Origin of the sequence: Martinezella hainanensis (assembly GCF_900094555.1) — a bacterium.
Lineage (GTDB): Bacteria > Pseudomonadota > Alphaproteobacteria > Rhizobiales > Rhizobiaceae > Rhizobium > Rhizobium hainanense.
The window spans coordinates 36,560-56,275 of sequence record NZ_FMAC01000016.1 but is presented as its reverse complement, the minus strand read 5'-3'; the positions used below and the strand labels follow the sequence as shown (position 1 = coordinate 56,275).

The following is a 19,716-nucleotide window of genomic DNA, read 5'->3' as shown; positions in this document are numbered from 1 at the left end:
CTTATCCCGTTGGCTGTTAATAAGACCCTATGGCTGCGAAATAAAAATGGCGGGATATCGGCGCCGCGAAAAACATTATCGTGATGAAAGCGGCAACCGGCATGAGCTTTACTTTTTTTTGATCGGCAGCCGTTAGCGTATCGCCCCGACTATCCTTCCAACATGGGGTTTATCGAGATGGCGCAAACGCTGGCAATGCCGCCCGAGGCAGCCGGAACGGCAGAGAAGAAGGCGCCTCTGCGCTGGTCTCATCCTGCCCTCGCAGCGCTCGTCTATACCGTCGTCGTCATCGTCGCGCAGCTCGTCATTCATCGTAATCTCACGGACTACGTCGGCCCGGATAATGACGACGCCATGCGTCTTGTCGAAGTGCGCGATTTTCTCGCCGGCCAGGGCTGGTTCGACATGATGCAGTACCGCCTCGGCCTCGATGGCGGCACGCTGATGCATTGGTCGCGCTTCATCGATCTGCCGATTGCAAGCCTCATCCTCTTCTTCCGGACGTTCTTTTCAGCCGAAGGCGCCGAGGCGGCGGCACTGACCGTCTGGCCGCTGCTGCTCATCCTGCCGTTGATGTTCTTCATGGGTCTCGCCGGCAGGCGCATCGCCGGTCCGCAAGGCATGCACTTTTCACTGATCCTGACTGCATTCTTCGTGCTGCTTTCGCCGCGTTTCGTGCCGGGATCCATCGATCACGATAATGTTCAGCTTGGCCTCGTTGCCCTTGCCATCGCTATGCTGGTCGATGAAAGCTACAAGCCCAGTAACTTTGCGATCGCCGCCGTTGCGCTTGCCATCCAGCTCGGTATCGGCGCGGAGACGACGCCTTTCGTCGCCGTCGTCTGCATGTCGGTTGCCTGTTTGTGGGCCTGGAAAGGCGAGGTCTTCGCACCTGCCGCGAAAGCCTTTGCCCTGACGCTGACGGTTGCCGTCAGCGCCGCCTTCCTTTCGCTGGTGCCGCCGCGCTTCTATTCCATGGTCACCTGCGACAATCTCTCGCTGGGTTTTTACGGCATCACCAGCGCCGGCTGCGTCGGGCTTCTCCTGTCATCTCTCTTTGCCAGCCGTCTCTCCAGGCCTTGGCGTATTGCAATTCTCGCGGTCAACGGCGCTTTCGTCTTTGCGACGACCGTCGCGCTTGCGCCGCAATGCCTGCGCAATCCGCTTGCCGATCTGGACCCCATGCTGGTGGATCTCTGGCTCAGCAGGGTGACCGAGGCACAGTCGATCATCTCCGTGGCCCATCGGCAGCCCGATACGCTCGGTGCCTTCTATGCGACGGGTCTCCTGGCGATGCTCATTTGCGCCGCTCGTATCCTGCGGGGCAATCGCGCGAGCCTCCATGCAATGCTGATGGCTCTGATCGCGATCAATTGGGTGATTACGCTCGTGCAGGTGCGCGGCGCAGAATTTGCCAATCTCCTGGCCATACCGCCATTGGCATTGGTGATCGCCGAGCTGCGAAAAACCTATATGGCCGATACCAGAAATCTTCGTTCCGTTCTGCTTTATGCAGTGACGATATTGGCTTCCGTTCCGGCTGTTTGGGCCGTGGGCGGTGCGCTTGCGAGCAAGGGCATCGTGAACGGCTTTGCGGTCGCGACGCCCGCCAAGGCGGAGGAGGCTGCCAATTGCGCCTCAAAAGAGGCCTTGGCACCGATCGCGGGTCTTGAGCCAGGGGTCGTCGCGGCGGCCTCAAACATGGGAGCGCCGATTTTGCGCTTCACGCCGCACCGCACCCTCTCCGGCCCCTATCATCGCGATCCCGATGGGATGCTGGCCGAGCTGCATATCGGCCTTGCGGAGCCGAAGCAGGCTGAGGTGCTTCTGCGTGAGGCAAAGGTGACGATTGTCGCTTTCTGCAAGGATGATCCGCAGGTGGAAATCATGAGCGAACGGGCACCCAAGGGGTTTTATGCGCAGCTAAGCGCCGGGCGTGTACCCGTCTATCTGGAACCCATTGCGGCATCAACGCCATCGGATGTGCAGTTCTTCCGCTTCAAGCCATAGAATCGAGCTGGAGCGTCTCAGCTCTTCCCGGATTCTCTAAACCGCTCCGCGTCACGCAATTCCAGTCGGGAAACCGCTAAACACTTCCCGAGGTTGCCTTTAAGCGCGGCGTTGTTCCATCACATCGGCGGTGATGAGATAGCCGATGAAGCCAAGATTATAGCCGCCAAGTGCGATGAACAGCATCATCAAGGGCGGCGGCGTGACAGACATTGCTACCGCTGCCATGAAGGCGATGCTCACCAGCGCCACGCCGAGCAGCGCGCCGATCGTCGTGCGCTGCAGGCCGGCGGCAATTCCGATGATCGTGGCGGTCGCGAATATCATCGCTCCATATCCTCTTTACCAAGAATCAGTTTGCACAGGTTTACGCATCGATGGCTAAGAAAGGCTTTGTCAGCAGGGTTAACGTTTGATGAAGTGATAAGCTCCACGCTCTTTATGGGACATGCAATAATCGCTGCTGTCCCTCAAATATGCGCACAATCCTCGCCTTCGATCGATTCAGACTTAAGGGGTATGACAAGGCTCCGCATTTTCCGCGACATCGGCTAGAAAGAGGACATGAGCAGCTTTTTTGAGAATGATTCGCCGTCGAACCTGACGGAATACTCCGTCTCGGAATTGTCGGGATCGATCAAACGCACGGTCGAGAACGCGTTCGATCAGGTGCGCGTGCGCGGGGAAATCTCCGGCTATCGCGGGCCGCATTCCTCGGGCCATGCCTATTTCTCGCTGAAGGACGACCGCTCCCGCATCGACGCGGTGATCTGGAAAGGTACGTTCTCCAAGCTGAAATTCCGCCCCGAGGAGGGGATGGAAGTCATTGCGACCGGCAAGGTGACGACCTTCCCAGGTTCGTCGAAATATCAGATCGTCATCGAGAGTCTGGAGCCCGCCGGCGCCGGCGCTCTGATGGCGCTGCTGGAGGAGCGCAAGCGCAAGCTCGGCGCCGAAGGCCTTTTCGATCCCGAGCGCAAGCGCCGGCTTCCCTTCATGCCGAAAGTGATCGGCGTCGTCACCTCGCCGACGGGCGCCGTTATCCGCGATATTCTGCACCGTATTTCCGATCGTTTCCCCGTGCATGTGCTAGTCTGGCCGGTGAAGGTGCAGGGAGAGGGCTCCGGCGACGAGGTGGCGAACGCCATCCGCGGCTTCAACGAGTTTGAGCGAGGCGGCTCGATCCCGCGCCCCGACGTGCTGATCGTCGCCCGCGGCGGCGGCAGCCTCGAGGATCTCTGGAGTTTTAACGACGAAGCCGTCGTTCGCGCCGCAGCCGCAAGCGAGATCCCGCTGATCTCGGCCGTCGGCCACGAGACCGACTGGACCTTGATCGATTATGCCGCCGACGTGCGCGCGCCGACGCCGACCGGGGCGGCGGAAATGGCCGTGCCGGTCAAGGCGGAACTTGAGGCGCAGCTCGCAAGCCTTACCGCCCGGTTGCAGGGCGGCGTCGGCAGGCAGATGGATCAGCGACGACAGGCGGTGCGTGCGCTGCTGCGCGCCTTGCCGTCGCTCGACCAGATTCTCGCACTGCCGCGCCGCCGCTTCGATGAAGCGGCCGCCGGTCTCGGCCGCGGCTTGGAGCTGAACACGTTGAACAAGCGTCGTTCCTTCGAGCGCACGGCCTCACAGCTGAGGCCAGATATCCTGTCGAACCGGATCGCCGAGCGCCGCCAGCAGCTGACCGAGCGAATGACCCGTGCCGAGCGGACCATCGAGCGCATGCTCGACCGGTCGCGTGCCCGTATTGAGCGCGCCGATGCCGTTTTCGCCACGCTGCCCTCGCGCCTCGAAGCGCAGACGGGGAGGGCTCGCGATCGCCTCGGCAATCTCGTCCGCCACGCCGATACGGCCATCCGTCATCAGCTGACACGTGCCCGCAGCGAACTGGTCGCGCAGGAGCGTATCCTGCAGTCGCTCTCCTACAAGAACGTCCTGAAGCGCGGTTACGCCGTGGTGCGTGATGAGGACGACCGCCCGGTTTCGCTGGCGGCAGCACTTTCGACGGGGGCGGCCATATCGATCGAGTTCGCGGACGGCCGCGTCAGTGCCGTCACTGGCGACGATGCTACCCCACCATCGTCTTCATCCACGGCATCAAGCGCTATGCCTGCGAAGAAGCGGGCAACCAAACCGGTAGAACCTGCCGCTCCGCCGAAGCAGGGAAGCCTGTTCTGATGCGCATCCTGCTGGTGCTGGCCCATCCCCTGGAAGACAGCTTCGCCGCCGCCGTCGCGAAGCTGGCGCGGGAGACGCTCGTTGCCGGCGGCCACCAGGTTGATCTGCTCGATCTCTATCGCGAAGGCTTCAATCCCAGTCTTTCGGAAACGGAGCGGCGAGGCTATTTCGATCAGCCCTATGATACGTCGGGCGTCGACGACATAGTCGTGCGGCTCCGAGCGGCAGAAGGGTTGATCCTGGTCTTTCCGCAATGGTGGTTCAATTTTCCGGCCATCCTCAAGGGCTTCTTCGATCGCGCCTTTGCGCCCGGCGTCGCTTTCACCCATGATCCGGCCGGCGGCCGCATCGTGCCGAAGCTCACCAATATCCGCCTGTTCTGGGCACTGACGACGACCGGCTCGCCCTGGTGGATCGTGCATCTCTACATGGGCAATCCGGTGAGGCGCCTGTTGAAGCGCGGCATCGCCGCCTTCTGCGCCAAGCGGCTGAATTTTCGCATGCTGGCGCTGCATGACATGGACCGCGTCACTGATGCAGGACGCAAGGCGCATCTCGAACGCATCAGCCGAGCGCTGGCGACGATCTGATCTCACGGTCGAGCCAAAAATATGCCGCGGCAAGGATACCGCGGCACGATCGCATTCGAATGCGTGGACCTTGTTAAGCCCACTCGCCCTTGCGCATGACAGGCACGCGCGAGCCATCGGCATTGATGCCGTCGATATCGACCTTGTCGGAGCCGATCATCCAGTCGATGTGGATCAGGCTGGAGTTGCCACCCTGCGCCTTGATCTGTTCCTGGCTGAGCTTGGCGCCGTCGATGAAGCACTTGGAATAGCACTGGCCGAGCGCGATGTGGCAGGAGGCGTTTTCGTCGAAGAGCGTGTTGTAGAACAGGATGCCGCTTGCCGAAATCGGCGAGGAATGCGGCACCAGCGCCACTTCGCCGAGCCGGCGGGCGCCTTCGTCGGTGTCCAGCACCTTGTTCAGCACTTCCTCGCCGCGCGTTGCCTTGGCCTCGACGATCCGGCCGCCTTCGAAGCGCACCCGGATATTGTCGATCAGCGTGCCCTGATGCGACAGCGGCTTCGTCGAGGAGACGTGACCTTCGACGCGCAGCGCATGCGGCGTGGTGAAGACCTCTTCCGTCGGGATGTTCGGGTTGCAGGTGATGCCGTTCTTGGCGGTGGAAGCGCCGCCATGCCATTCATGGCCGTCCGCGAGGCCGACCGTCAGATCAGTGCCGGGTCCCTGGAAATGCAGGGCGGAGAAGCGCTGGCCGTTCATCCAGGCCGAACGCTTGTGCAGATTGGCATTGTGCTCTGCCCAGGCCGCGATCGGATCTTCGACATCGACGCGCGAGGCGGAAAAGATCGCCTTGGCGAGCTTGGCGACGGCGATCGCTTCCGGATCGTTCGGGAAGACCAGCTTTGCCCAGGAAGGGTTCGGATAGGAGACGATGTTCCAGTTGGTGTCGAAATTCGAGATCTTTTCGAGCGCCGGCTTGTAGGCGGCCGAATTGGCGCGGTTGGCGCGGGCCACCTTGTTCGGGTCCTGGTTGGAGAGCAGCATCGGGTTGTCGCCGGCAATGGCGAGGCGCGCCGTATTGTTGGAGAAGGCCTTGGCCATGCCCTCGTAGAGCCATGTCGCCGCGCGGTCGAAGCTCGCATCGTGACCGTATTCGTAGCGGGCAAGCGTCGTTTCCTCGTCCGCATAGAAGGTGGAGACGAGGCCGGCACCGGCCTTATAGGCCTCGCGCGTGATCAGCCGCACCAGCGGCATCGCCGCAACCGGCGCCGTCATCAGCAGATCCTGTCCGGCCTGCAGCTGCAACCCGACCTTTACGGCCACTTCCGCAAGCTTTTCCAGCTTGGCATGATCGACGGGATGATGGTTGGGGGAGGCTGATGTCATGGCAAAACCTGCTTGGCTTATATCGAAGATGGTCTGAAGACTTAGACCGGTTTGCGGCGAAATTGAAGGCGCTTTGTCCGATCTTGCAGATGGTCAGGCAATCAGCGGCGCGGCCTTGGCCTTGAGCGCGGTCAACGCATCCTGCGGGCTCAGCCGCACCTGCAATCCGCGCTGGCCGCCGTTGATATACACATAGGCTTCGGTCATCGCCTGCGCCTCGATCGCCGTCGGCACGATCTTCTTCTGGCCGAAGGGGCTGATGCCGCCGATATGGTATCCCGTCAGGCGCTCGGCATCGACGGGCTTCATCATGGCGGCAGACTTGCCGCCGAAGGCTGCGGCGAGCTTCTTCATGCTGACTTCGTGGTCGGAGGGCACGACGGCGCAGACCGGCTTGCCGTCCACCTCGGCCATCAGCGTCTTCAGTACGCGATGCGGCTCTTCGCCAAGCGCCTCTGCCGCCTGCAGGCCGACCCGCTCTGCATTCGGATCGTAGTCATAGGTGTGCACCGTGAAGGCAACCTTCGCCTGGGTCAGCACTTGAGTGGCGCGGGTGGTTTTTGACATGGCTTGTCTCTAGGCGGCCTTGCCGAATGCGGCCGCATAAATGTCGGGCTTGAATCCGATCAGCAACTTACCGTCTGCCTCCAGCACCGGGCGCTTGATCATCGAAGGCTGCGCCAGCATCAGCGTGATGGCCTTGTCGTTCGACAGATCGGCCTTGTCCTCTTCCGGCAAGGCCTTGAAGGTGGTGCCGGCACGGTTGAGCACCACTTCCCAGCCGGCTTCCTTCGTCCAGCGCTCCAGGTGATCCCGGTCGATGCCAGCGGCCTTGTAGTCGTGGAAATCATAGGCGATGCCGTGGCCCTCGAGCCAGGTGCGCGCCTTCTTCATCGTGTCGCAGTTCTTGATGCCGTAAATGGTGATCGTCATGTCGAATCCGTCTCTTGCTGTCCGATAGCGCATACCATGCGAATAAAGGCGGATGAAAGCCGATCGTGGGGCCAAGCGGTTCTCTCATCCGTTGCAGTTGCCACCTATCATCCTGTAAATATGCAGTGTGCATATTTATGGCGCAGGTGGAGCATGGCGACGGACAAGGAAATATTGCGGCTGGAGAATCTTTTCGGCGCCATGAGCCTTGCTCTGGTGGACAAGATGGAAAAGGCTTTCACGGATGAAACCGGTCTCGGCCCGAGCGCGATCGCTGCCATCGTTCAAATCGGCACCGAGCCTCGCCTGACGATCGAGACCTTGCGTCGAATGATCGCGCTCTCCCATTCGGCCACCGTGCGCCTCGTCGACCAGTTGGTGGCATCCGATCTCGTGCTGCGTGCCGGTGGTGTCGAGGGCGACAGGCGCGCTCGCTCACTGCAGCTGACGGAAAGGGGGCGCGCGCTCTTTGACAAAAGCCTTGGTGCCCGCCGAGCCATCATTCATCGAGCTTTCGCAGCGCTGGAAGCTGAAGAGAAGGAGCAGTTCGGCCGCCTGGTGGAGAAGCTGCTGCCGGCATTGGTCGACCTTGGCGACGATCAGGATGTGGTCTGTCGCGTTTGCGATCAGGGTGTTTGCGACCAGGATCGCTGCCCCATTGCCTTCATGATCTAGTGCCTCAGCACTCTCTTGACATTGCATCAATATATATGCACACTGCATACATATATCAAAGATAGTGTCGATGGCTGGCGTTATCGATGCTTTGAACCTTGCCTGCATCGACTCGATCAGAGGCATGATCGCCATGGGAAATCGTTCAATTCTTGCCCGGCTAAGGGGTAAAGGACGTGCCGCACTTGCTGGCGTGCAGCATCATCTTCATCGCATTGGTATGCTTCTCCAAGAGGCGGCCGCAATCGCCTTCATCATCCGCTGCCGGGTCATCGATCGCCGCTAGGCAGATCAATCTTCCAGCGTGCCGGGCTTGCGGGTAACGGAACTCGGCCTATCGGAGCCGATCTTCATCAGGTCGCCACGCCTGCGTACCAGCCGGTCGGAGACACGAGTGACGATGAGGCCTGCCTGCGGCGCGCGGACATCGATGGTCCCATCCGCCATACCGGGAGAGGTGATGATCGTCGCCAGCAGATCGCCTTCCGCAACGCGTTCACCGATATTGCGATGGAAGAGCACGGTGCCCGCCTGTGGCGCACGGATCATCTCGATATTGTCGAGCGGCACGGCCGGTCCGCTAAAGCCGCCTGGCGCGACGCTGTCGTCCTGCACCGCGCCACGCGCGGCGAGGAAGCGCCAAAGTCCTGCGGCATCTTCCTTTGCCATTTCGGGGTAAACATCGCGGGTACCGCGCAATTCCACCGTGACCGAAAGCTTGCCCGGCAGCTTTGCTTTCTTTTCTCCCGGCACTTCATATTTCCAGGCGAAACTGACAGCCTCTTCAAAGGCCGAGCTTTCGCCATCGGAAAGTAGTACGGCATCCATCTTGAGTGCCGCGGCAAGGTCCGCCGCCTCGGGCCAGAAGGCCTCGTCGATATAGGCATATTGCAAGGATTCGTCATCGCAATGAAGGTCGATCACCAGATCGGCGCCGAGCGCCATATGGATCAGCTGGCGCTTCAGCCGGTCGACGGCCGGATAGCGATCGAGGTTCTCGATCAGCAGCTCGCGATCGCGCAGCGAGATCAGCGGGAAGTCGCGGTTGAAATTGGTGCGCGACCCCAGGTCGAAGCGACCTTGCATCTCGCCGAAGTGCGATTGCGCTGCACCGATCGGATTGGCGTGTGGCACGACGACGATATCGCTGAGGATCCTGCCCTCCGCCTCGGCCTGCCGCAACCTCTCGCAGAGGAAATGGACGAGCGCTGTTCCCGGCAGCTCGCCGGCGTGCAATGCGGCCTGGATATAGATTTTCGGTGCATCGGCCTTGGTGCCGGCAAAATGCAGGATGGGCAGCCGCCAGGCGATCCCCGGAGTGTCGCCTTCGATGACGATTTCGGTGACGTTCATGGGCGGGCCTCCTGCTGTGTGATCATCGGAGATCCTTATCAAGCCTTGACCGCAGGCCGCAACTATTTGTCGTCTATCGACGGCAGCTGGAATGGGAAGTGCAGCTTAACTTGCGTCTAGCGGCTGCGGTTCCTGCGCAGGCAGAAGCTCAGGATAAGGCTGAGCAGCACTGCGCCGACGCCGAAGGAGAAGGGCGCGGCATAGCCGAGATGATCGGCAAACAGGCCGGCGATCGGGCCGGTCGAGCCGAGCGATACATCGAGAAAGATCGAATAGAGCCCGAGCGCGACGCCGCGGTTCTGCGGAGGGATGCGCTCCATGGCCTCGTTGCCGAGTGCCGGGAAGACGGGCGCGAAGCCGGCACCGGCCAGAGCCGCGCCGATAATGGCAACGGTCGGGGAGGGCGCAAAGGCAAGGGCTGCCAGGCCGATGATCTCGACGACGAGCGAGATGCGCACCAGAGGCAGGCCGCCGAAGCGCGCGACTGCCTGGGCAAGACCCAGGCGCACGCCCATGAAGGCAAGGCCGAAAGCACTCAGGGCGAACGAGGCGCCATCCCAGCCGCGGCTGTGGAAGAACAGCGCCACGAAGGCCATGACGACGCCGAAACCGCTGGAGGCAAGGGCAAGCGCGATGCCGAAAGGCGCGACGCGGCTCAGCACCTGGCCGGTGCCAATGCCCTTTTCCTTCACGCCAGGCACCGGCGGGCGCGTTTGCGCCAGCATGAAGCCGGCAACCGCAAGGATGATGGTGACGACGCCGATGGCGAAGAAACCGTATTGCCCCTGTAGCCAGGCGCCGAAGGGGGCGGCAAGCGCGATGCCGCCATAGGTGGCGATGCCGTTCCAGGAGATGATGCGGACGGTCTCGCGTGATCCCATCAGCCCGATCGCCCAGGTAATCGCCGCCGTGCTCACCCAGCTTTCGCCGATGCCGAGCGCCAACCGGCCTGCAAGCAGGAGCGCAAGGCTTGCCGCCGGGACGTTGACCGTAAATGTGGAGGCGATCGTCAATGCGCCAGACAGGCCATAGGCAAGGAAGCCGAGAAAGACCGAGCGGCGCGGTCCATATTGATCGCAGAGCCGGCCGACATGTGCGCGGCTGACGATGGTCGTCACATATTGCGTGCTGACGGCGATGCCTGCCCAGACGACGCCGAAACCCAAGCTGCTGTCGACATACGTCGGCAGAACTGCGAGTGGAAGACCGATGGCGATGTAGCCGAAGAATGTCAGCGCGACGATTGAGACGAGGGATAGGGTCGAGGTGGACCGGATGGTCTGAGAAACAGTGTTCACGGGATATCGCCTGCGGGCACCGGCAACGGTGTCCATGCTGTTTGCCACGAGGGATCGGGGTTCGTATCGGATAGCCATGACGGCGGCGGCCGGATGGCCGTGCGTCGCCACAGACAACGGGTATCAGGCAAGGGCAGGCATGGTCAACGAATTGCTGCCTTGCAGCAAAAGCGATTGACGGGATGAATTGATTGTGCGTGCGGCTTGAAGCTGCTGTGCCTTTGCAACGAAGCCGGCGAACCGGCCTCGCTGGAAACGTCTCACATCGTCAATATGACACTGGCCGTTGTTCGTCCGGCCTCCAGGTCGGCATGAGCCTGGGCTGCATCCTTGAGCGCATATTCGGCGCCGATCGGGTTGATGAGGCCTGCCTGCAGCGCATCCATCAGCGCCGTGGCGCCTTGGCGGTAGAGGTCCGGATCGCTGGCGTAGGTCAATACGCTTGGGCGTGCTAGGCCGATTGCGCGAGGCGCTGTCAGCTCCTCGATCTGGATCGGCGGAATCGGGCCGCCTGCCTGGCCCAGGCTTGCGACCATGCCGAAGGGGCGTACCGCGGCAAGCGTCTGCGACAGCATCGTCCCGCCGATCCCGTCGACGGCAAGATGCACGCCGCGGCGATCGGCAATAAGGCGCGTTTCCTCCACCCAATCTTCCGATGTGTGCAGGAGCACCACATCCGCGCCGGCCTCATAGGCAAACTCAGCCTTGGCTTCGGAGCCGACTGTGGCGATGACGTTTGCGCCAATCCGCTTGGCAAGGCGCGTCACGAGCTGGCCGAGACCGCCGGCGCCCGCATGGACGAGCACCCATTCGCCTGCTTTCACAGGGTAAACCTTCTGCAGCACCATGTGCGCCGTCAGTCCGCGCAGCATCGTACTGCCGGCAACGCGTTCGCTGACGCCTTCGGGCAATTTCACCAGTCGGGCGGCGGACAGCGTCCGCACTTCGGCATAGCTGCCGAGTGGATGGCCGATATAGGCGACACGGTCGCCAACCTTCAATCCTGCGACTTCGGGGCCGATCGCCTCGACGACACCGGCGCCCTCGAAGCCGAGCACGCTTTGGCCTGGCGGCAGCGGATAGAGCCCGGAGCGGACATAGATATCGACGAAATTGACGCCGGAAACGCTCTGGCGGATGCGGGCTTGGCCGGGACCTGGTTCCGTGGCGGGGAGCTCGACAGCTTTCATGGCCTCAGGCCCGCCGGGGCCGGTAATGGCAATCGCTAGGGGCATGCGGAAGTCTCCTTTCAGGAGATCTTTGACCACAAAGCCCGGCTTGAATAAATTCGGTATGAACTCACCACATCTGTGCAATAATGCACCGATGATAGACTGGCAGGACCTTCACCATTTCGCCGCCCTGGCGCGAACCGGCTCGCTGTCCGCCGCGGCGCGGGAGCTGGGCGTCGATCACGCGACGGTCGGCCGGCGCATTGCCGCGCTGGAGCGTTCGCTCGATTTGCGCCTCATCGACCGGCGGCCGCGCACTTCTCCTCTGACGGCAGATGGCCGCGCGATTGCCGAATTGGTGGGACGTATCGATGAAAATGTCGAGGCGATCAGGCGCTATTCGAAGAGCGCCGTCGCCGGGCTTTCCGCCGCGGTCAAGATCAGCGCGCCGCCATCGGTCGCCGCTCATCTTCTTGCTCCGAAAGCGGCCTTGTTTCGCGTGGACCATCCGGACATCACCTTGACTGTCGCCGGTGTCTCGCGCCGTGCGACGATCGATCACGGTGAGACGGATATTGCCGTGAGAACGACGAGGCCGGAGGAGAGCGATCTGCTGGTTCGGCGCATCGGCGTGATGCGCTTCGGTCTTTACGCAACCCCATCCTTTGCGCAGATGCCCGAGGAAGACTGGGTCTTCATCGGCTATGATGCAGCCCTTGAACATCTGACGCGGGAGACATGGCTGCGCAGTCTGCTGGCCGGGCGGCCAATCGTATTCCGCGCCGGCGATATCTTCGGGCAGCTCGAAGCTGCGCGCGCCGGCATTGGCGTTCTCGTGCTTCCCACTTTCCTGGGGGATAGCGAACCTGCCTTGACGCGCCTTCCGGCAACGGTTCCGTCACCCACGCGGGATCTTTGGCTGGTAACCTACCCGGATCTACGACGTTCGCCGGCTGTCCGAGCCGTCATGGATTTTGTCTGCGACGTGATCGGCCAAAGCTGCCCCATCCGGGACGACGCAAGCGCAGGAGCGTAAGGGTAACTCCTGGCCATATTTTCTTGTTGCAGCTTCGCCGCGAATCTCTATCCATAAATGAATGCGCCATCCCTATGGTCGGTGATCGATGACGAAGCTGGGCAGTTGGTTCGTGGTGGACAGGGCGGATCTGGTCGCGGGCATATCGGTTGCCGGGCTGATGTTGCCGGAAGCGGTTGCTTACGCCGGTATTGCCGGCCTGCCGCCGCATCGGGCGATCCTCGCCGGCATCGCCGGCTGTCTCATCTATGCCATATTCGGCCGCAGCCGCTTTGCCATCGTCTCTCCGACATCCTCGTCCGCCGCCATTCTCGCCGCCACCTTGGCGGTGGTGCCGGGCGATGCCACGATCAAGGCGGGGCTTGCCACGGTTGCGGTGGCGCTCGCCGGCATTCTATTCGTCGTCGCCGGCGCGCTGCGGCTCGGCGGCATCACCGGTTTCATCTCGCGGCCGGTGCTGCGCGGCTTCGCGCTGGGGCTGGCAATCACGATCATCCTGCATCAGCTGCCGATCCTGGTCGGCGTGCCCGTGCAGGGCTCGAATATTTTGACATACGCGGCCGCACTCTTCGGCGCGATCCTGCAGTGGAATCCGGTCAGCGTTACAGTCGGCCTCGTCGCGCTGGCGGCGTTGCTGCTGCTGAAGCGATTGCCTGGTATCCCTGGCGCCTTCCTCGTGCTCGTTGCCGGCATCTTCGCCTCCTATCTGTTCGGCTTGGAAGGTCATGGTGTCAAACTGGTTGGCCCCATCGAGATCCTACCGCAATGGCCGTCGCTGCCGGACGCCGACTGGACCGCCTATTCGCGGCTGGTGCAGTTCACCGTGCCGCTTGTCCTCATCCTCTTTGCCGAGTCCTGGGGCACGATGCGGGCCTTGGCGCTGCGCTACGGCGAGACGCTGGAGGTCAATCGAGAGCTCGGTGCGCTGGGTGCCGCCAATATCGCCAGCGCCGTCGTTCAGGGCATGCCGGTCGGTGCCGGTTTTTCCGCCGGCTTTGCCAGCGAGGCGGCGGGCGCGAAAACGCGGGCGGCCACCGTCTTCGCCGCCATTGGCCTTGCGATCCTGATTGCCTGTGCCGGCCCGCTTGTTGCTCTTCTGCCTGAGCCGGTGCTCGCGGCCGTCGTGATCGCGGCTCTTACGCATGCGCTCGATCCCAGTCCCATCCTACGTTTGCGCCGACTGCACCGTGATTTCTATGTGGCAGTGGGTGCCGCGCTCGGTGTGCTGGCCTTCGGCGTCCTCAACGGCATGCTGCTGGCGATCGCGCTCTCGCTTGCCGCGATGATGCATCGCCTGGCCTCGCCACATGTTGCCCGTTTGGGGCGGCTCAACAACAGCCATGACTTCGTCGATGTCAGCAGGCATGACGATGCCTCCGAGATACCGGGCATTGCCATCTGGCGCCCCGGCGAGACCCTATTTTTCGGCAACGCCGATACGATCTTCGGCGAGATATTGTCCGGCAGCCGCAGCGAAGCTGGGTTGCGGGCAGCCATTCTCAGCCTTGAAGAAAGCTCCGATATCGACAGCACGGCGATGGACGCCTTGATGGAGTTCGACAGCGCCATGCAGCGAGCCGGCCTCCGTGTTCAATTTGCTCGCGTGCACGACCGCGTTCGCGATCTCATGACAGTCGCGGGTGTTGCCGATGTCGACAAGCGCTGCAGCTTCAGCGTCGATGATGCGGTGGCGGCGGTGATGGCGGATGGCAATCGGTCGAAGGTTTGACCGGATCGCTCAGTCGCGCAGAGTCCAGTAGCATAGATGCTGGTGGGTCGATTGACCCTGCAGGCTGTTGATGAGGACAAAGTCTTTGGCTGTCCAGCTCACGGGTTCCTCAAGCGCAATGTCCGGAACGATTTGCCCACGATAGAGCAGCGTCATATGCGGCTCCACGGGTTTTTCTTTCTCCGGCGCAATACCCGTGAGCCGCATGGCGTCGACCAATTCCTGATGGATAGCCTTGAGTTCGGGGTTCCCGTTCCTGTTCCACAGAACAAGCGGGCGATTATCGCCACCACCGAAACTGACAGCCTGATCGAAAACCACTGGACAGGATGGCTTTCTCACTCTCGAGGCAGCCTCCATCGCTGCAAATACTGTCTCCTCCGGCAAGCAGCGGAACGAACCGATCGTATAGAGCGTCACATGCAGGAGATCGGCTCTTCGTGGTCTTGCGAAAAATCGGTATTGCCGATGGAAATTGCCTGCGAGCTTGTGACTACGAGCGGCACTCTCCGCATCGGGGAGGACCGCAAAATAGAGCTCGCTAACTGGCTCTTGATCGACTGGCTGCGGTGTCCGGTTGTACGATCCGCCGCTGAGATAGAGCGAGAGTTGCCTGTTGTTCTTCATGGGTTGCTTCAAAGCCTTACCGCTCTGCCCCTTCCTGATTTTTGACCGCAAAATGATAGAGTAAAGCAATTGCTAATTCAAGAACAAAACAAGAACATATAATGGATTGACAGAGCGCCCTGCTGTGAGCGCCATTTGAAAAAGCGATCGAATAAAAGGTCGGCTTGATCTGTTCATTCCAGGTTCGGGCCTTCGTGCCCATTCTCACCAACAGGAATCACAGCCATGTTCACCAGATCAGTCGCCGCAGCCATTGTTCTCGCTCTCATCGGCCTTGGCATCGCTTCTTGCTCCACCTCGGGTGAGCGCAATTCTGGCGGCGGCATGACGCTGAACGCCCCTCCGACTGGCGGCGGATATTGATGCTCGTGCCTGTAATCGTCTCAGTGGCATCCCATTGCCGCTAAAACGGTGGCAATTCCCGATCTTTGCAAGAATCGGGTTGAATTCGACGCTTCCGAGGACGATTTTCATGACAAGTGGAAACACGGGAGCTTTCGTCATGAACGAGACAAGGCAGAATTATCTGATCTTCGAAACCGCCGGCGGCTTCTGCGGCATCGCCTGGAACGATGTCGGCGTGCTGCGCTTTCAATTGCCGACCAAGGATGCTGGCGCGACCGAGCGCCTGCTTCTGCGCCGCTTGCCGAATGCGCAGCCCGGCACGCCGACCTTGGAGGTTGCCGAGGCGGTTGCCAAGGTGAAGCGCTATTTCGCCGGTGAGGAGATCGACTTTTCCGACGTCACGCTCGACCTCGGCGAGCAGGATGCCTTCTTCAAGCAGATCTACGATGCCGCCCGGCAGGTTGGCTGGGGCCACACGACAACCTATGGAACACTGGCCAAGCAGCTTGGCGCCGGGCCGGAAGCCGCGCGCGATGTTGGGCAGGCCATGGCGAAAAACCCGGTGGCGCTGATCATCCCCTGCCACCGTGTTCTGGCGGTAGGTGGCAAGATCGGCGGCTTTTCCGCACCGGGCGGCTCCAATTCCAAGGCCCGAATGCTTGAGCTGGAAGGCGTCCAGCTTGCGCCGCCGAAGCCGGTGCAGCAGTCGCTGGCGTTTTAGGCAATGAAGCAGGGCGGGAGGCTTCGGCCGCTCGTCCTATTTTTCCCCTGTTTGACGGGCGCGGGAAAGCAGCAACGTCTGCTTGTCGTTCAGGTGGATCGGTTTCGGATCACAATAGCCGGCCTTTTCGGCAACACGGATCGAAGCCGCGTTGTCGGGTGAGATCAGACAGACGCTACGATCAAATCGTGGCTGCTCGTCGAGCCAGGCAGTGGCTGCGGCAAGAGCTTCCGTGGCGAAGCCCTTGCCATGCGCCCACGCGGCCAGTGCCCAGCCGGCCTCCGGAATACCCTTAATCGACGGCTCCATGACCCGATGAAAATCGGCAAAGCCGAGATCGCCGACATAGCGTCCGGAGGACTTCTCGCGCACTGCCCAGTAGCCATGCCCGAGCAGTGGCCAGAGGCCATGATAGGACAGCATCCGCATCCATGACTCCCTGGAAGTAGAGACGACATTGCCGAAAATATGCCTCACGACCAGAGGATCGCTCCACATGCCTGCAAGCGGCTCGAAGTCATCGAGCGTATGCCCGGCCAGGATAAGCCGTTCGGTTTCCAGTCTCGGTGGGGAAAGCGTCGCTTCCATAAAGGCAGACCTCTGATTTAGCTTTGGGCATTCTGCTGCAGGCGCTGCGCAAGCGCATCCAGATCGGGCAGAAACCAGACCTCACGTCCCTTGTTGGACTCGTAGACGAAATCGCGCAAGGCGTTGCTGCCTGCGATCCACCGCGAGATATCGCCGACGATGACGAGCTGGGCGCGATAGTTGACGAATTTCTGGATGATCGCGCCGGCGATACGGGTCGAGAGCTGGAAGAACTCCTCGCTCAGCCGCGATACCGGAATGGCAACCAGCTTGGCCTCCGCATCCCATGCTGCACCGATCCAGTCGTTCACGTCCCTTTCGCTGGTGAGAAGCGGTCCGCTGTCATTGCCGATGATGATCTTTTGGCCGGAGAATTCTTTGATCGTGTACATGCCGGTTCGATTTTGCCTGCTATTGAAACAGGAGTTTCCGCTATCATTCCGTGTAATCGGTTGGCAACAGCTATCATATGGAGCATTCGGATCCTGGAGCCATCAATTTCCCCATTTGACCGGTACGGCGTGCCCGTTTGCGGTCACGATAAAGCTGCAATCGATCATCATCCAACGTGAGTTGATTTCGTTCATCGATATGAATTGCTGTTCCCAGCGAGGTATATCGTGCCATGCAGAAATCGATCTTCGCAATTTCCTTTCTCACGCTCGTTTTCGCATATTCGCCAGCGCAGTCAGCTGGCTGGCAACCTTCACCCGGCCACGTCCAGATGCCGATCTGGCCTGGTGCCGTACCGGATGCGGTGCCGGAAGCCAAACCCGAGTCCGTTGGCACGGATGGGGAGACGGTCACCGATGTTAGCCGGCCGACGATGACTGTCTATGCCCCAGAAGGCAGCAACACTGGTGCGGCCGTGGTGGTGTTTCCGGGTGGAGGCTACAAGGTCCTGGCGATGGGTCTGGAGGGCACGGAGATCTGCGACTGGCTGACCTCGCGCGGCATTACCTGCGTTCTTCTCAAGTACCGGGTCCCCAATTCAGGTCCGACATGGGAAAAAGGACACCGCCATTATCCGAAGGTGCAAACGGCCTTGCAGGACGCCCAGTGTACGCTGGGGCTGGTGCGCCAAAACGCTGCACAATGGCATGTCGATCCCCATAAGATCGGCATCATCGGGTTTTCCGCCGGAGGACATCTCGTTGCCGCGCTCAGCACGCATTTCTCACAGCGGACATATGCGCCGGTCGATGATGCGGACAAGCTGAGCTGCCGGCCGGACTTTGCCATGGCGCTCTATCCCGGTCATCTATGGGTGCATGAGGATGAGGACAGTGCCACCCGAAACGAGGCAGACATGAGCCTCCGCCCCGACATCCGCGTCAGCGCCGACACCCCGCCAACCTTCCTGTTGCAGGCCGAAGACGATCATGTCGATGGTGTGGAGCAATCGCTCGCCTACTATATCGCGCTGCAGAAAGCCGGCGTTCCCACGGAAATGCATCTATACGCGCAAGGCAGCCACGCCTTCGGTCTTCGTCCCACAAAGTTTCCCATCAGCCACTGGCCGGCGCTGGCGGAACAGTGGCTGCACACGATCGGCGTGCTCGGTCCGCAAAAGAATGGCTGATCGCGATGGCAGGCCGGCTTGCGTGATCGCAGCCCGGGAAGTGCGGGCTATTTGATGAGATTCCTTTGGTCTTCAACCGCCAGCTTTAGCTCGCGATAATGTTCCGTCAGTTTCGCCAGATCGAAAGCCCGGTTGAGGCCGCTTGGATTGGGCAGGACCCAGATTGAGGCGCCGGCAAATGCCTCCGGTTGCCTGCCCCATTCGATATCGGCCCGCAGGCTGATGGCCGCATAGGCCGCTTTGCCGAGGAATGCCAGATTATCAGGCGCAAGCCTCCTGATCTTCTCTTCGAGCACAGGGGCTGCGGCAATGTAATCACTCTTCTTCAACTCGCTGGCGCTTTTCGTCGGGCGGGAGACCGCCGATGTCAGGCCGAGACCATATTGCAGCATCTCGCGCTCTTCCTCCGCCCGCAACAGGCGAGGGGTGAAGCCGGCAAGGTGCAACACTCGCCAGAAGCGGTTGCTGCGGTTGGAAAAGTTATGCCCGTCGCGATGCGCGGTAAGCGCGGGGTTCAATCCGCAGAAGACCACGGAGAGATGAGGGGCCAGGATTTCGGCGAGCCCAGTCGGCGGCGCCGTGTTTTCTATTTGAACACTCATCCCTTCGACCGGGACATCATCCTGCATATGAAGCGTCCATGTGCGAGAGGAGGAGAAGACGGTGCGTAAAGCCGCGTCCCATCATCCTAGCCGATAGATTGTGGGCGTGCCATCGACAGCCCGAAACTTGTTCGAACTTTCGCCGGTAACACGGGAGGTCCCGCTATTGATCATGGATTGTACGATTTGTCGCGGACTTCGTTGCCGAAGCAACTCATGATGCCTGACAACCAAGCAATTGCGTTGGGAACAGACACCGCCATCGCCTAGACCCTAACGCTTTGTTTTAATGTGTTTTGGAACTAAAGGTCGTGCGAGATCGTTTATCTCTAACTTTGATACGACGCTGACGTCGTGCCCGGCCGGCTGGGGAAGCGGCGCATTTTGAGGAACAGCTCATCATGAAGATTTCGTCTGGATTTCGCTCAGTGGCGGTTGCCGCCATCGCTGCCGTAGGAATTGGCTTCGCCGGCGCCGCACATGCCGATAGCGGCACGATCCGCTTCTCCGTCTACAAGGCGGCTTTCTTCGTCGGTGGCTCCGGTGGCGAAGGCACGCTGACCTTCCATGGCAAACGCTACCCGGTCTCGATCGGCGGCATCTCCGGCGGCCTCGCTTTTGGGGCCTCCAAGACCTATTTCCAGGGTACGGTGCGCCATATCCGCCGAGCCCAGGATGTGAGCGGGGTCTACGGTGCCGCCGGCGGCGGCGGTGCGATCGGCAAAGGCGCCCAGATGATTGTCATGACCAACGACAAGGGCGCCCAGCTCGAACTGACGGGCAGGCAGGTCGGCCTGCAGGTCAACGCCGACATCAGTGGCTTGAGCATCACGGTGAAGTAAGGGCGCGACACCGTTCATCATCCTTGGAGAAACCCGATTGTTGAATAGGACGGTTGGGTTTCCTCGGGAAAATTGCGGAGAGAATATCGTTTCTCTTGTGCCGAC

At 61.1% G+C, this 19,716-nt stretch carries 22 protein-coding genes; 11 read left to right on the top strand and 11 right to left on the bottom strand.

What is annotated here, in order from left to right; genetic code table 11:
* Positions 1–177: 177 nt before the first annotated feature.
* Entirely contained in the window at positions 178–2,010 is a 1,833-nt protein-coding gene (locus GA0061100_RS30770) for a hypothetical protein (RefSeq protein ID WP_075856707.1), read from the top strand.
* A 99-nt stretch (positions 2,011–2,109) separates the two neighbouring features.
* Here GA0061100_RS30770 and GA0061100_RS30765 read toward each other — a convergent pair whose 3' ends face one another.
* The gene (locus GA0061100_RS30765; protein WP_075856654.1) at positions 2,110–2,337 is read right to left on the bottom strand and encodes a homogentisate export protein; all 228 of its coding nucleotides are present in this window, start codon (positions 2,335–2,337) and stop codon (positions 2,110–2,112) included.
* Between the two features lie 237 nt (positions 2,338–2,574).
* On the opposite strand from GA0061100_RS30765, the gene xseA reads away from it, so the two are divergent.
* A complete protein-coding gene (gene xseA / locus GA0061100_RS30760) occupies positions 2,575–4,191 on the top strand; it encodes an exodeoxyribonuclease VII large subunit (RefSeq protein WP_075856653.1) in 1,617 nt (538 codons plus the stop codon).
* Positions 4,191–4,781: an NAD(P)H-dependent oxidoreductase gene (locus GA0061100_RS30755; protein ID WP_075856652.1), complete on the top strand. Its 591-nt coding sequence runs from the start codon at positions 4,191–4,193 to the stop codon at positions 4,779–4,781. Before xseA ends, GA0061100_RS30755 begins: the two co-directional genes overlap by 1 nt.
* A 73-nt stretch (positions 4,782–4,854) precedes the next feature.
* On the opposite strand, the gene GA0061100_RS30750 is transcribed toward GA0061100_RS30755, so the two are convergent.
* From GA0061100_RS30750 to GA0061100_RS30740, 3 genes are all read right to left on the bottom strand, one after another.
* The gene (locus tag GA0061100_RS30750; protein ID WP_075856651.1) at positions 4,855–6,108 is read right to left on the bottom strand and encodes an aminopeptidase; all 1,254 of its coding nucleotides are present in this window, start codon (positions 6,106–6,108) and stop codon (positions 4,855–4,857) included.
* Between the two features lie 93 nt (positions 6,109–6,201).
* Complete coding sequence (gene ybaK / locus GA0061100_RS30745) at positions 6,202–6,675, bottom strand: Cys-tRNA(Pro) deacylase (protein ID WP_075856650.1); 474 nt, start codon at positions 6,673–6,675, stop codon at positions 6,202–6,204.
* A 9-nt stretch (positions 6,676–6,684) separates the two neighbouring features.
* Positions 6,685–7,041 (bottom strand): ArsC family reductase, encoded by a 357-nt coding sequence (locus GA0061100_RS30740; protein WP_075856706.1) that lies wholly within the window; start codon positions 7,039–7,041, stop codon positions 6,685–6,687.
* A gap of 153 nt (positions 7,042–7,194) precedes the next feature.
* Here GA0061100_RS30740 and GA0061100_RS30735 point away from each other — a divergent pair, with 153 nt between their 5' ends.
* Positions 7,195–7,716, top strand: coding sequence for a MarR family winged helix-turn-helix transcriptional regulator (locus GA0061100_RS30735; RefSeq protein ID WP_075856649.1), 522 nt, complete (start codon positions 7,195–7,197; stop codon positions 7,714–7,716).
* 70 nt (positions 7,717–7,786) lie between these two features.
* Complete coding sequence (locus GA0061100_RS30730) at positions 7,787–8,002, top strand: hypothetical protein (protein WP_075856648.1); 216 nt, start codon at positions 7,787–7,789, stop codon at positions 8,000–8,002.
* Between the two features lie 5 nt (positions 8,003–8,007).
* Here the strand turns inward: GA0061100_RS30730 and GA0061100_RS30725 are convergent, their stop codons facing one another.
* The 3 genes from GA0061100_RS30725 to GA0061100_RS30715 form a co-directional block, all read right to left on the bottom strand.
* Positions 8,008–9,069, bottom strand: coding sequence for a M14 family zinc carboxypeptidase (locus GA0061100_RS30725; RefSeq protein ID WP_075856647.1), 1,062 nt, complete (start codon positions 9,067–9,069; stop codon positions 8,008–8,010).
* Positions 9,070–9,185: 116 nt separating this feature from the next.
* Positions 9,186–10,367 (bottom strand): MFS transporter, encoded by a 1,182-nt coding sequence (locus GA0061100_RS30720; RefSeq protein WP_075856705.1) that lies wholly within the window; start codon positions 10,365–10,367, stop codon positions 9,186–9,188.
* A 260-nt stretch (positions 10,368–10,627) separates the two neighbouring features.
* Positions 10,628–11,602 (bottom strand): quinone oxidoreductase family protein, encoded by a 975-nt coding sequence (locus GA0061100_RS30715; RefSeq protein WP_075856646.1) that lies wholly within the window; start codon positions 11,600–11,602, stop codon positions 10,628–10,630.
* A gap of 91 nt (positions 11,603–11,693) precedes the next feature.
* On the opposite strand from GA0061100_RS30715, the gene GA0061100_RS30710 reads away from it, so the two are divergent.
* Both GA0061100_RS30710 and GA0061100_RS30705 read left to right on the top strand, forming a co-directional pair.
* Positions 11,694–12,575, top strand: a complete 882-nt coding sequence (locus tag GA0061100_RS30710; protein ID WP_075856645.1) for a LysR family transcriptional regulator — start codon at positions 11,694–11,696, stop codon at positions 12,573–12,575.
* A gap of 88 nt (positions 12,576–12,663) precedes the next feature.
* The gene (locus tag GA0061100_RS30705; protein WP_075856644.1) at positions 12,664–14,304 is read left to right on the top strand and encodes a SulP family inorganic anion transporter; all 1,641 of its coding nucleotides are present in this window, start codon (positions 12,664–12,666) and stop codon (positions 14,302–14,304) included.
* Between the two features lie 9 nt (positions 14,305–14,313).
* On the opposite strand, the gene GA0061100_RS30700 is transcribed toward GA0061100_RS30705, so the two are convergent.
* A complete protein-coding gene (locus GA0061100_RS30700) occupies positions 14,314–15,000 on the bottom strand; it encodes a 2'-5' RNA ligase family protein (protein ID WP_244558002.1) in 687 nt (228 codons plus the stop codon).
* A gap of 156 nt (positions 15,001–15,156) precedes the next feature.
* Here GA0061100_RS30700 and GA0061100_RS34770 point away from each other — a divergent pair, with 156 nt between their 5' ends.
* Together GA0061100_RS34770 and GA0061100_RS30695 are read left to right on the top strand one after the other, a co-directional pair.
* Positions 15,157–15,294 (top strand): hypothetical protein, encoded by a 138-nt coding sequence (locus tag GA0061100_RS34770; protein WP_159444822.1) that lies wholly within the window; start codon positions 15,157–15,159, stop codon positions 15,292–15,294.
* A gap of 139 nt (positions 15,295–15,433) precedes the next feature.
* A complete protein-coding gene (locus GA0061100_RS30695) occupies positions 15,434–15,997 on the top strand; it encodes a methylated-DNA--[protein]-cysteine S-methyltransferase (protein ID WP_075856643.1) in 564 nt (187 codons plus the stop codon).
* A 36-nt stretch (positions 15,998–16,033) separates the two neighbouring features.
* On the opposite strand, the gene GA0061100_RS30690 is transcribed toward GA0061100_RS30695, so the two are convergent.
* Positions 16,034–16,585: a GNAT family N-acetyltransferase gene (locus tag GA0061100_RS30690; protein WP_075856642.1), complete on the bottom strand. Its 552-nt coding sequence runs from the start codon at positions 16,583–16,585 to the stop codon at positions 16,034–16,036.
* 17 nt (positions 16,586–16,602) lie between these two features.
* Positions 16,603–16,977: a DUF4180 domain-containing protein gene (locus tag GA0061100_RS30685; RefSeq protein WP_075856641.1), complete on the bottom strand. Its 375-nt coding sequence runs from the start codon at positions 16,975–16,977 to the stop codon at positions 16,603–16,605.
* Between the two features lie 233 nt (positions 16,978–17,210).
* Here GA0061100_RS30685 and GA0061100_RS30680 point away from each other — a divergent pair, with 233 nt between their 5' ends.
* Complete coding sequence (locus GA0061100_RS30680; RefSeq protein WP_075856640.1) at positions 17,211–18,167, top strand: alpha/beta hydrolase; 957 nt, start codon at positions 17,211–17,213, stop codon at positions 18,165–18,167.
* A gap of 47 nt (positions 18,168–18,214) precedes the next feature.
* Here the strand turns inward: GA0061100_RS30680 and mug are convergent, their stop codons facing one another.
* Positions 18,215–18,796: a G/U mismatch-specific DNA glycosylase gene (mug, locus tag GA0061100_RS30675; protein ID WP_425298729.1), complete on the bottom strand. Its 582-nt coding sequence runs from the start codon at positions 18,794–18,796 to the stop codon at positions 18,215–18,217.
* Positions 18,797–19,170: 374 nt separating this feature from the next.
* Between mug and GA0061100_RS30670 the strand changes: the two genes are divergently transcribed.
* The gene (locus tag GA0061100_RS30670) at positions 19,171–19,611 is read left to right on the top strand and encodes a lipid-binding SYLF domain-containing protein (RefSeq protein WP_075856639.1); all 441 of its coding nucleotides are present in this window, start codon (positions 19,171–19,173) and stop codon (positions 19,609–19,611) included.
* The last annotated feature ends 105 nt before the right edge of the window (positions 19,612–19,716 follow it).

Excerpts from the sequence above, each read along its gene's own strand:
- GA0061100_RS30695 (WP_075856643.1), top strand. The coding sequence starts at position 15,434 with ATGAACGAGACAAGGCAGAATTATCTGATCTTCGAAACCGCCGGCGGC.
- GA0061100_RS30670 (WP_075856639.1), top strand. The coding sequence starts at position 19,171 with ATGAAGATTTCGTCTGGATTTCGCTCAGTGGCGGTTGCCGCCATCGCT.
- GA0061100_RS30680 (WP_075856640.1), top strand. The coding sequence starts at position 17,211 with ATGCAGAAATCGATCTTCGCAATTTCCTTTCTCACGCTCGTTTTCGCA.
- GA0061100_RS30750 (WP_075856651.1), bottom strand. The coding sequence starts at position 6,108 with ATGACATCAGCCTCCCCCAACCATCATCCCGTCGATCATGCCAAGCTG.
- GA0061100_RS30730 (WP_075856648.1), top strand. The coding sequence starts at position 7,787 with ATGGCTGGCGTTATCGATGCTTTGAACCTTGCCTGCATCGACTCGATC.
- GA0061100_RS30740 (WP_075856706.1), bottom strand. The coding sequence starts at position 7,041 with ATGACGATCACCATTTACGGCATCAAGAACTGCGACACGATGAAGAAG.
- GA0061100_RS34770 (WP_159444822.1), top strand. The coding sequence starts at position 15,157 with ATGTTCACCAGATCAGTCGCCGCAGCCATTGTTCTCGCTCTCATCGGC.
- GA0061100_RS30735 (WP_075856649.1), top strand. The coding sequence starts at position 7,195 with ATGGCGACGGACAAGGAAATATTGCGGCTGGAGAATCTTTTCGGCGCC.
- GA0061100_RS30765 (WP_075856654.1), bottom strand. The coding sequence starts at position 2,337 with ATGATATTCGCGACCGCCACGATCATCGGAATTGCCGCCGGCCTGCAG.
- GA0061100_RS30725 (WP_075856647.1), bottom strand. The coding sequence starts at position 9,069 with ATGAACGTCACCGAAATCGTCATCGAAGGCGACACTCCGGGGATCGCC.
- GA0061100_RS30710 (WP_075856645.1), top strand. The coding sequence starts at position 11,694 with ATGATAGACTGGCAGGACCTTCACCATTTCGCCGCCCTGGCGCGAACC.
- GA0061100_RS30770 (WP_075856707.1), top strand. The coding sequence starts at position 178 with ATGGCGCAAACGCTGGCAATGCCGCCCGAGGCAGCCGGAACGGCAGAG.
- GA0061100_RS30715 (WP_075856646.1), bottom strand. The coding sequence starts at position 11,602 with ATGCCCCTAGCGATTGCCATTACCGGCCCCGGCGGGCCTGAGGCCATG.
- GA0061100_RS30690 (WP_075856642.1), bottom strand. The coding sequence starts at position 16,585 with ATGGAAGCGACGCTTTCCCCACCGAGACTGGAAACCGAACGGCTTATC.
- ybaK (WP_075856650.1), bottom strand. The coding sequence starts at position 6,675 with ATGTCAAAAACCACCCGCGCCACTCAAGTGCTGACCCAGGCGAAGGTT.
- GA0061100_RS30705 (WP_075856644.1), top strand. The coding sequence starts at position 12,664 with ATGACGAAGCTGGGCAGTTGGTTCGTGGTGGACAGGGCGGATCTGGTC.
- mug (WP_425298729.1), bottom strand. The coding sequence starts at position 18,796 with ATGCAGGATGATGTCCCGGTCGAAGGGATGAGTGTTCAAATAGAAAAC.
- GA0061100_RS30685 (WP_075856641.1), bottom strand. The coding sequence starts at position 16,977 with ATGTACACGATCAAAGAATTCTCCGGCCAAAAGATCATCATCGGCAAT.
- GA0061100_RS30755 (WP_075856652.1), top strand. The coding sequence starts at position 4,191 with ATGCGCATCCTGCTGGTGCTGGCCCATCCCCTGGAAGACAGCTTCGCC.
- xseA (WP_075856653.1), top strand. The coding sequence starts at position 2,575 with ATGAGCAGCTTTTTTGAGAATGATTCGCCGTCGAACCTGACGGAATAC.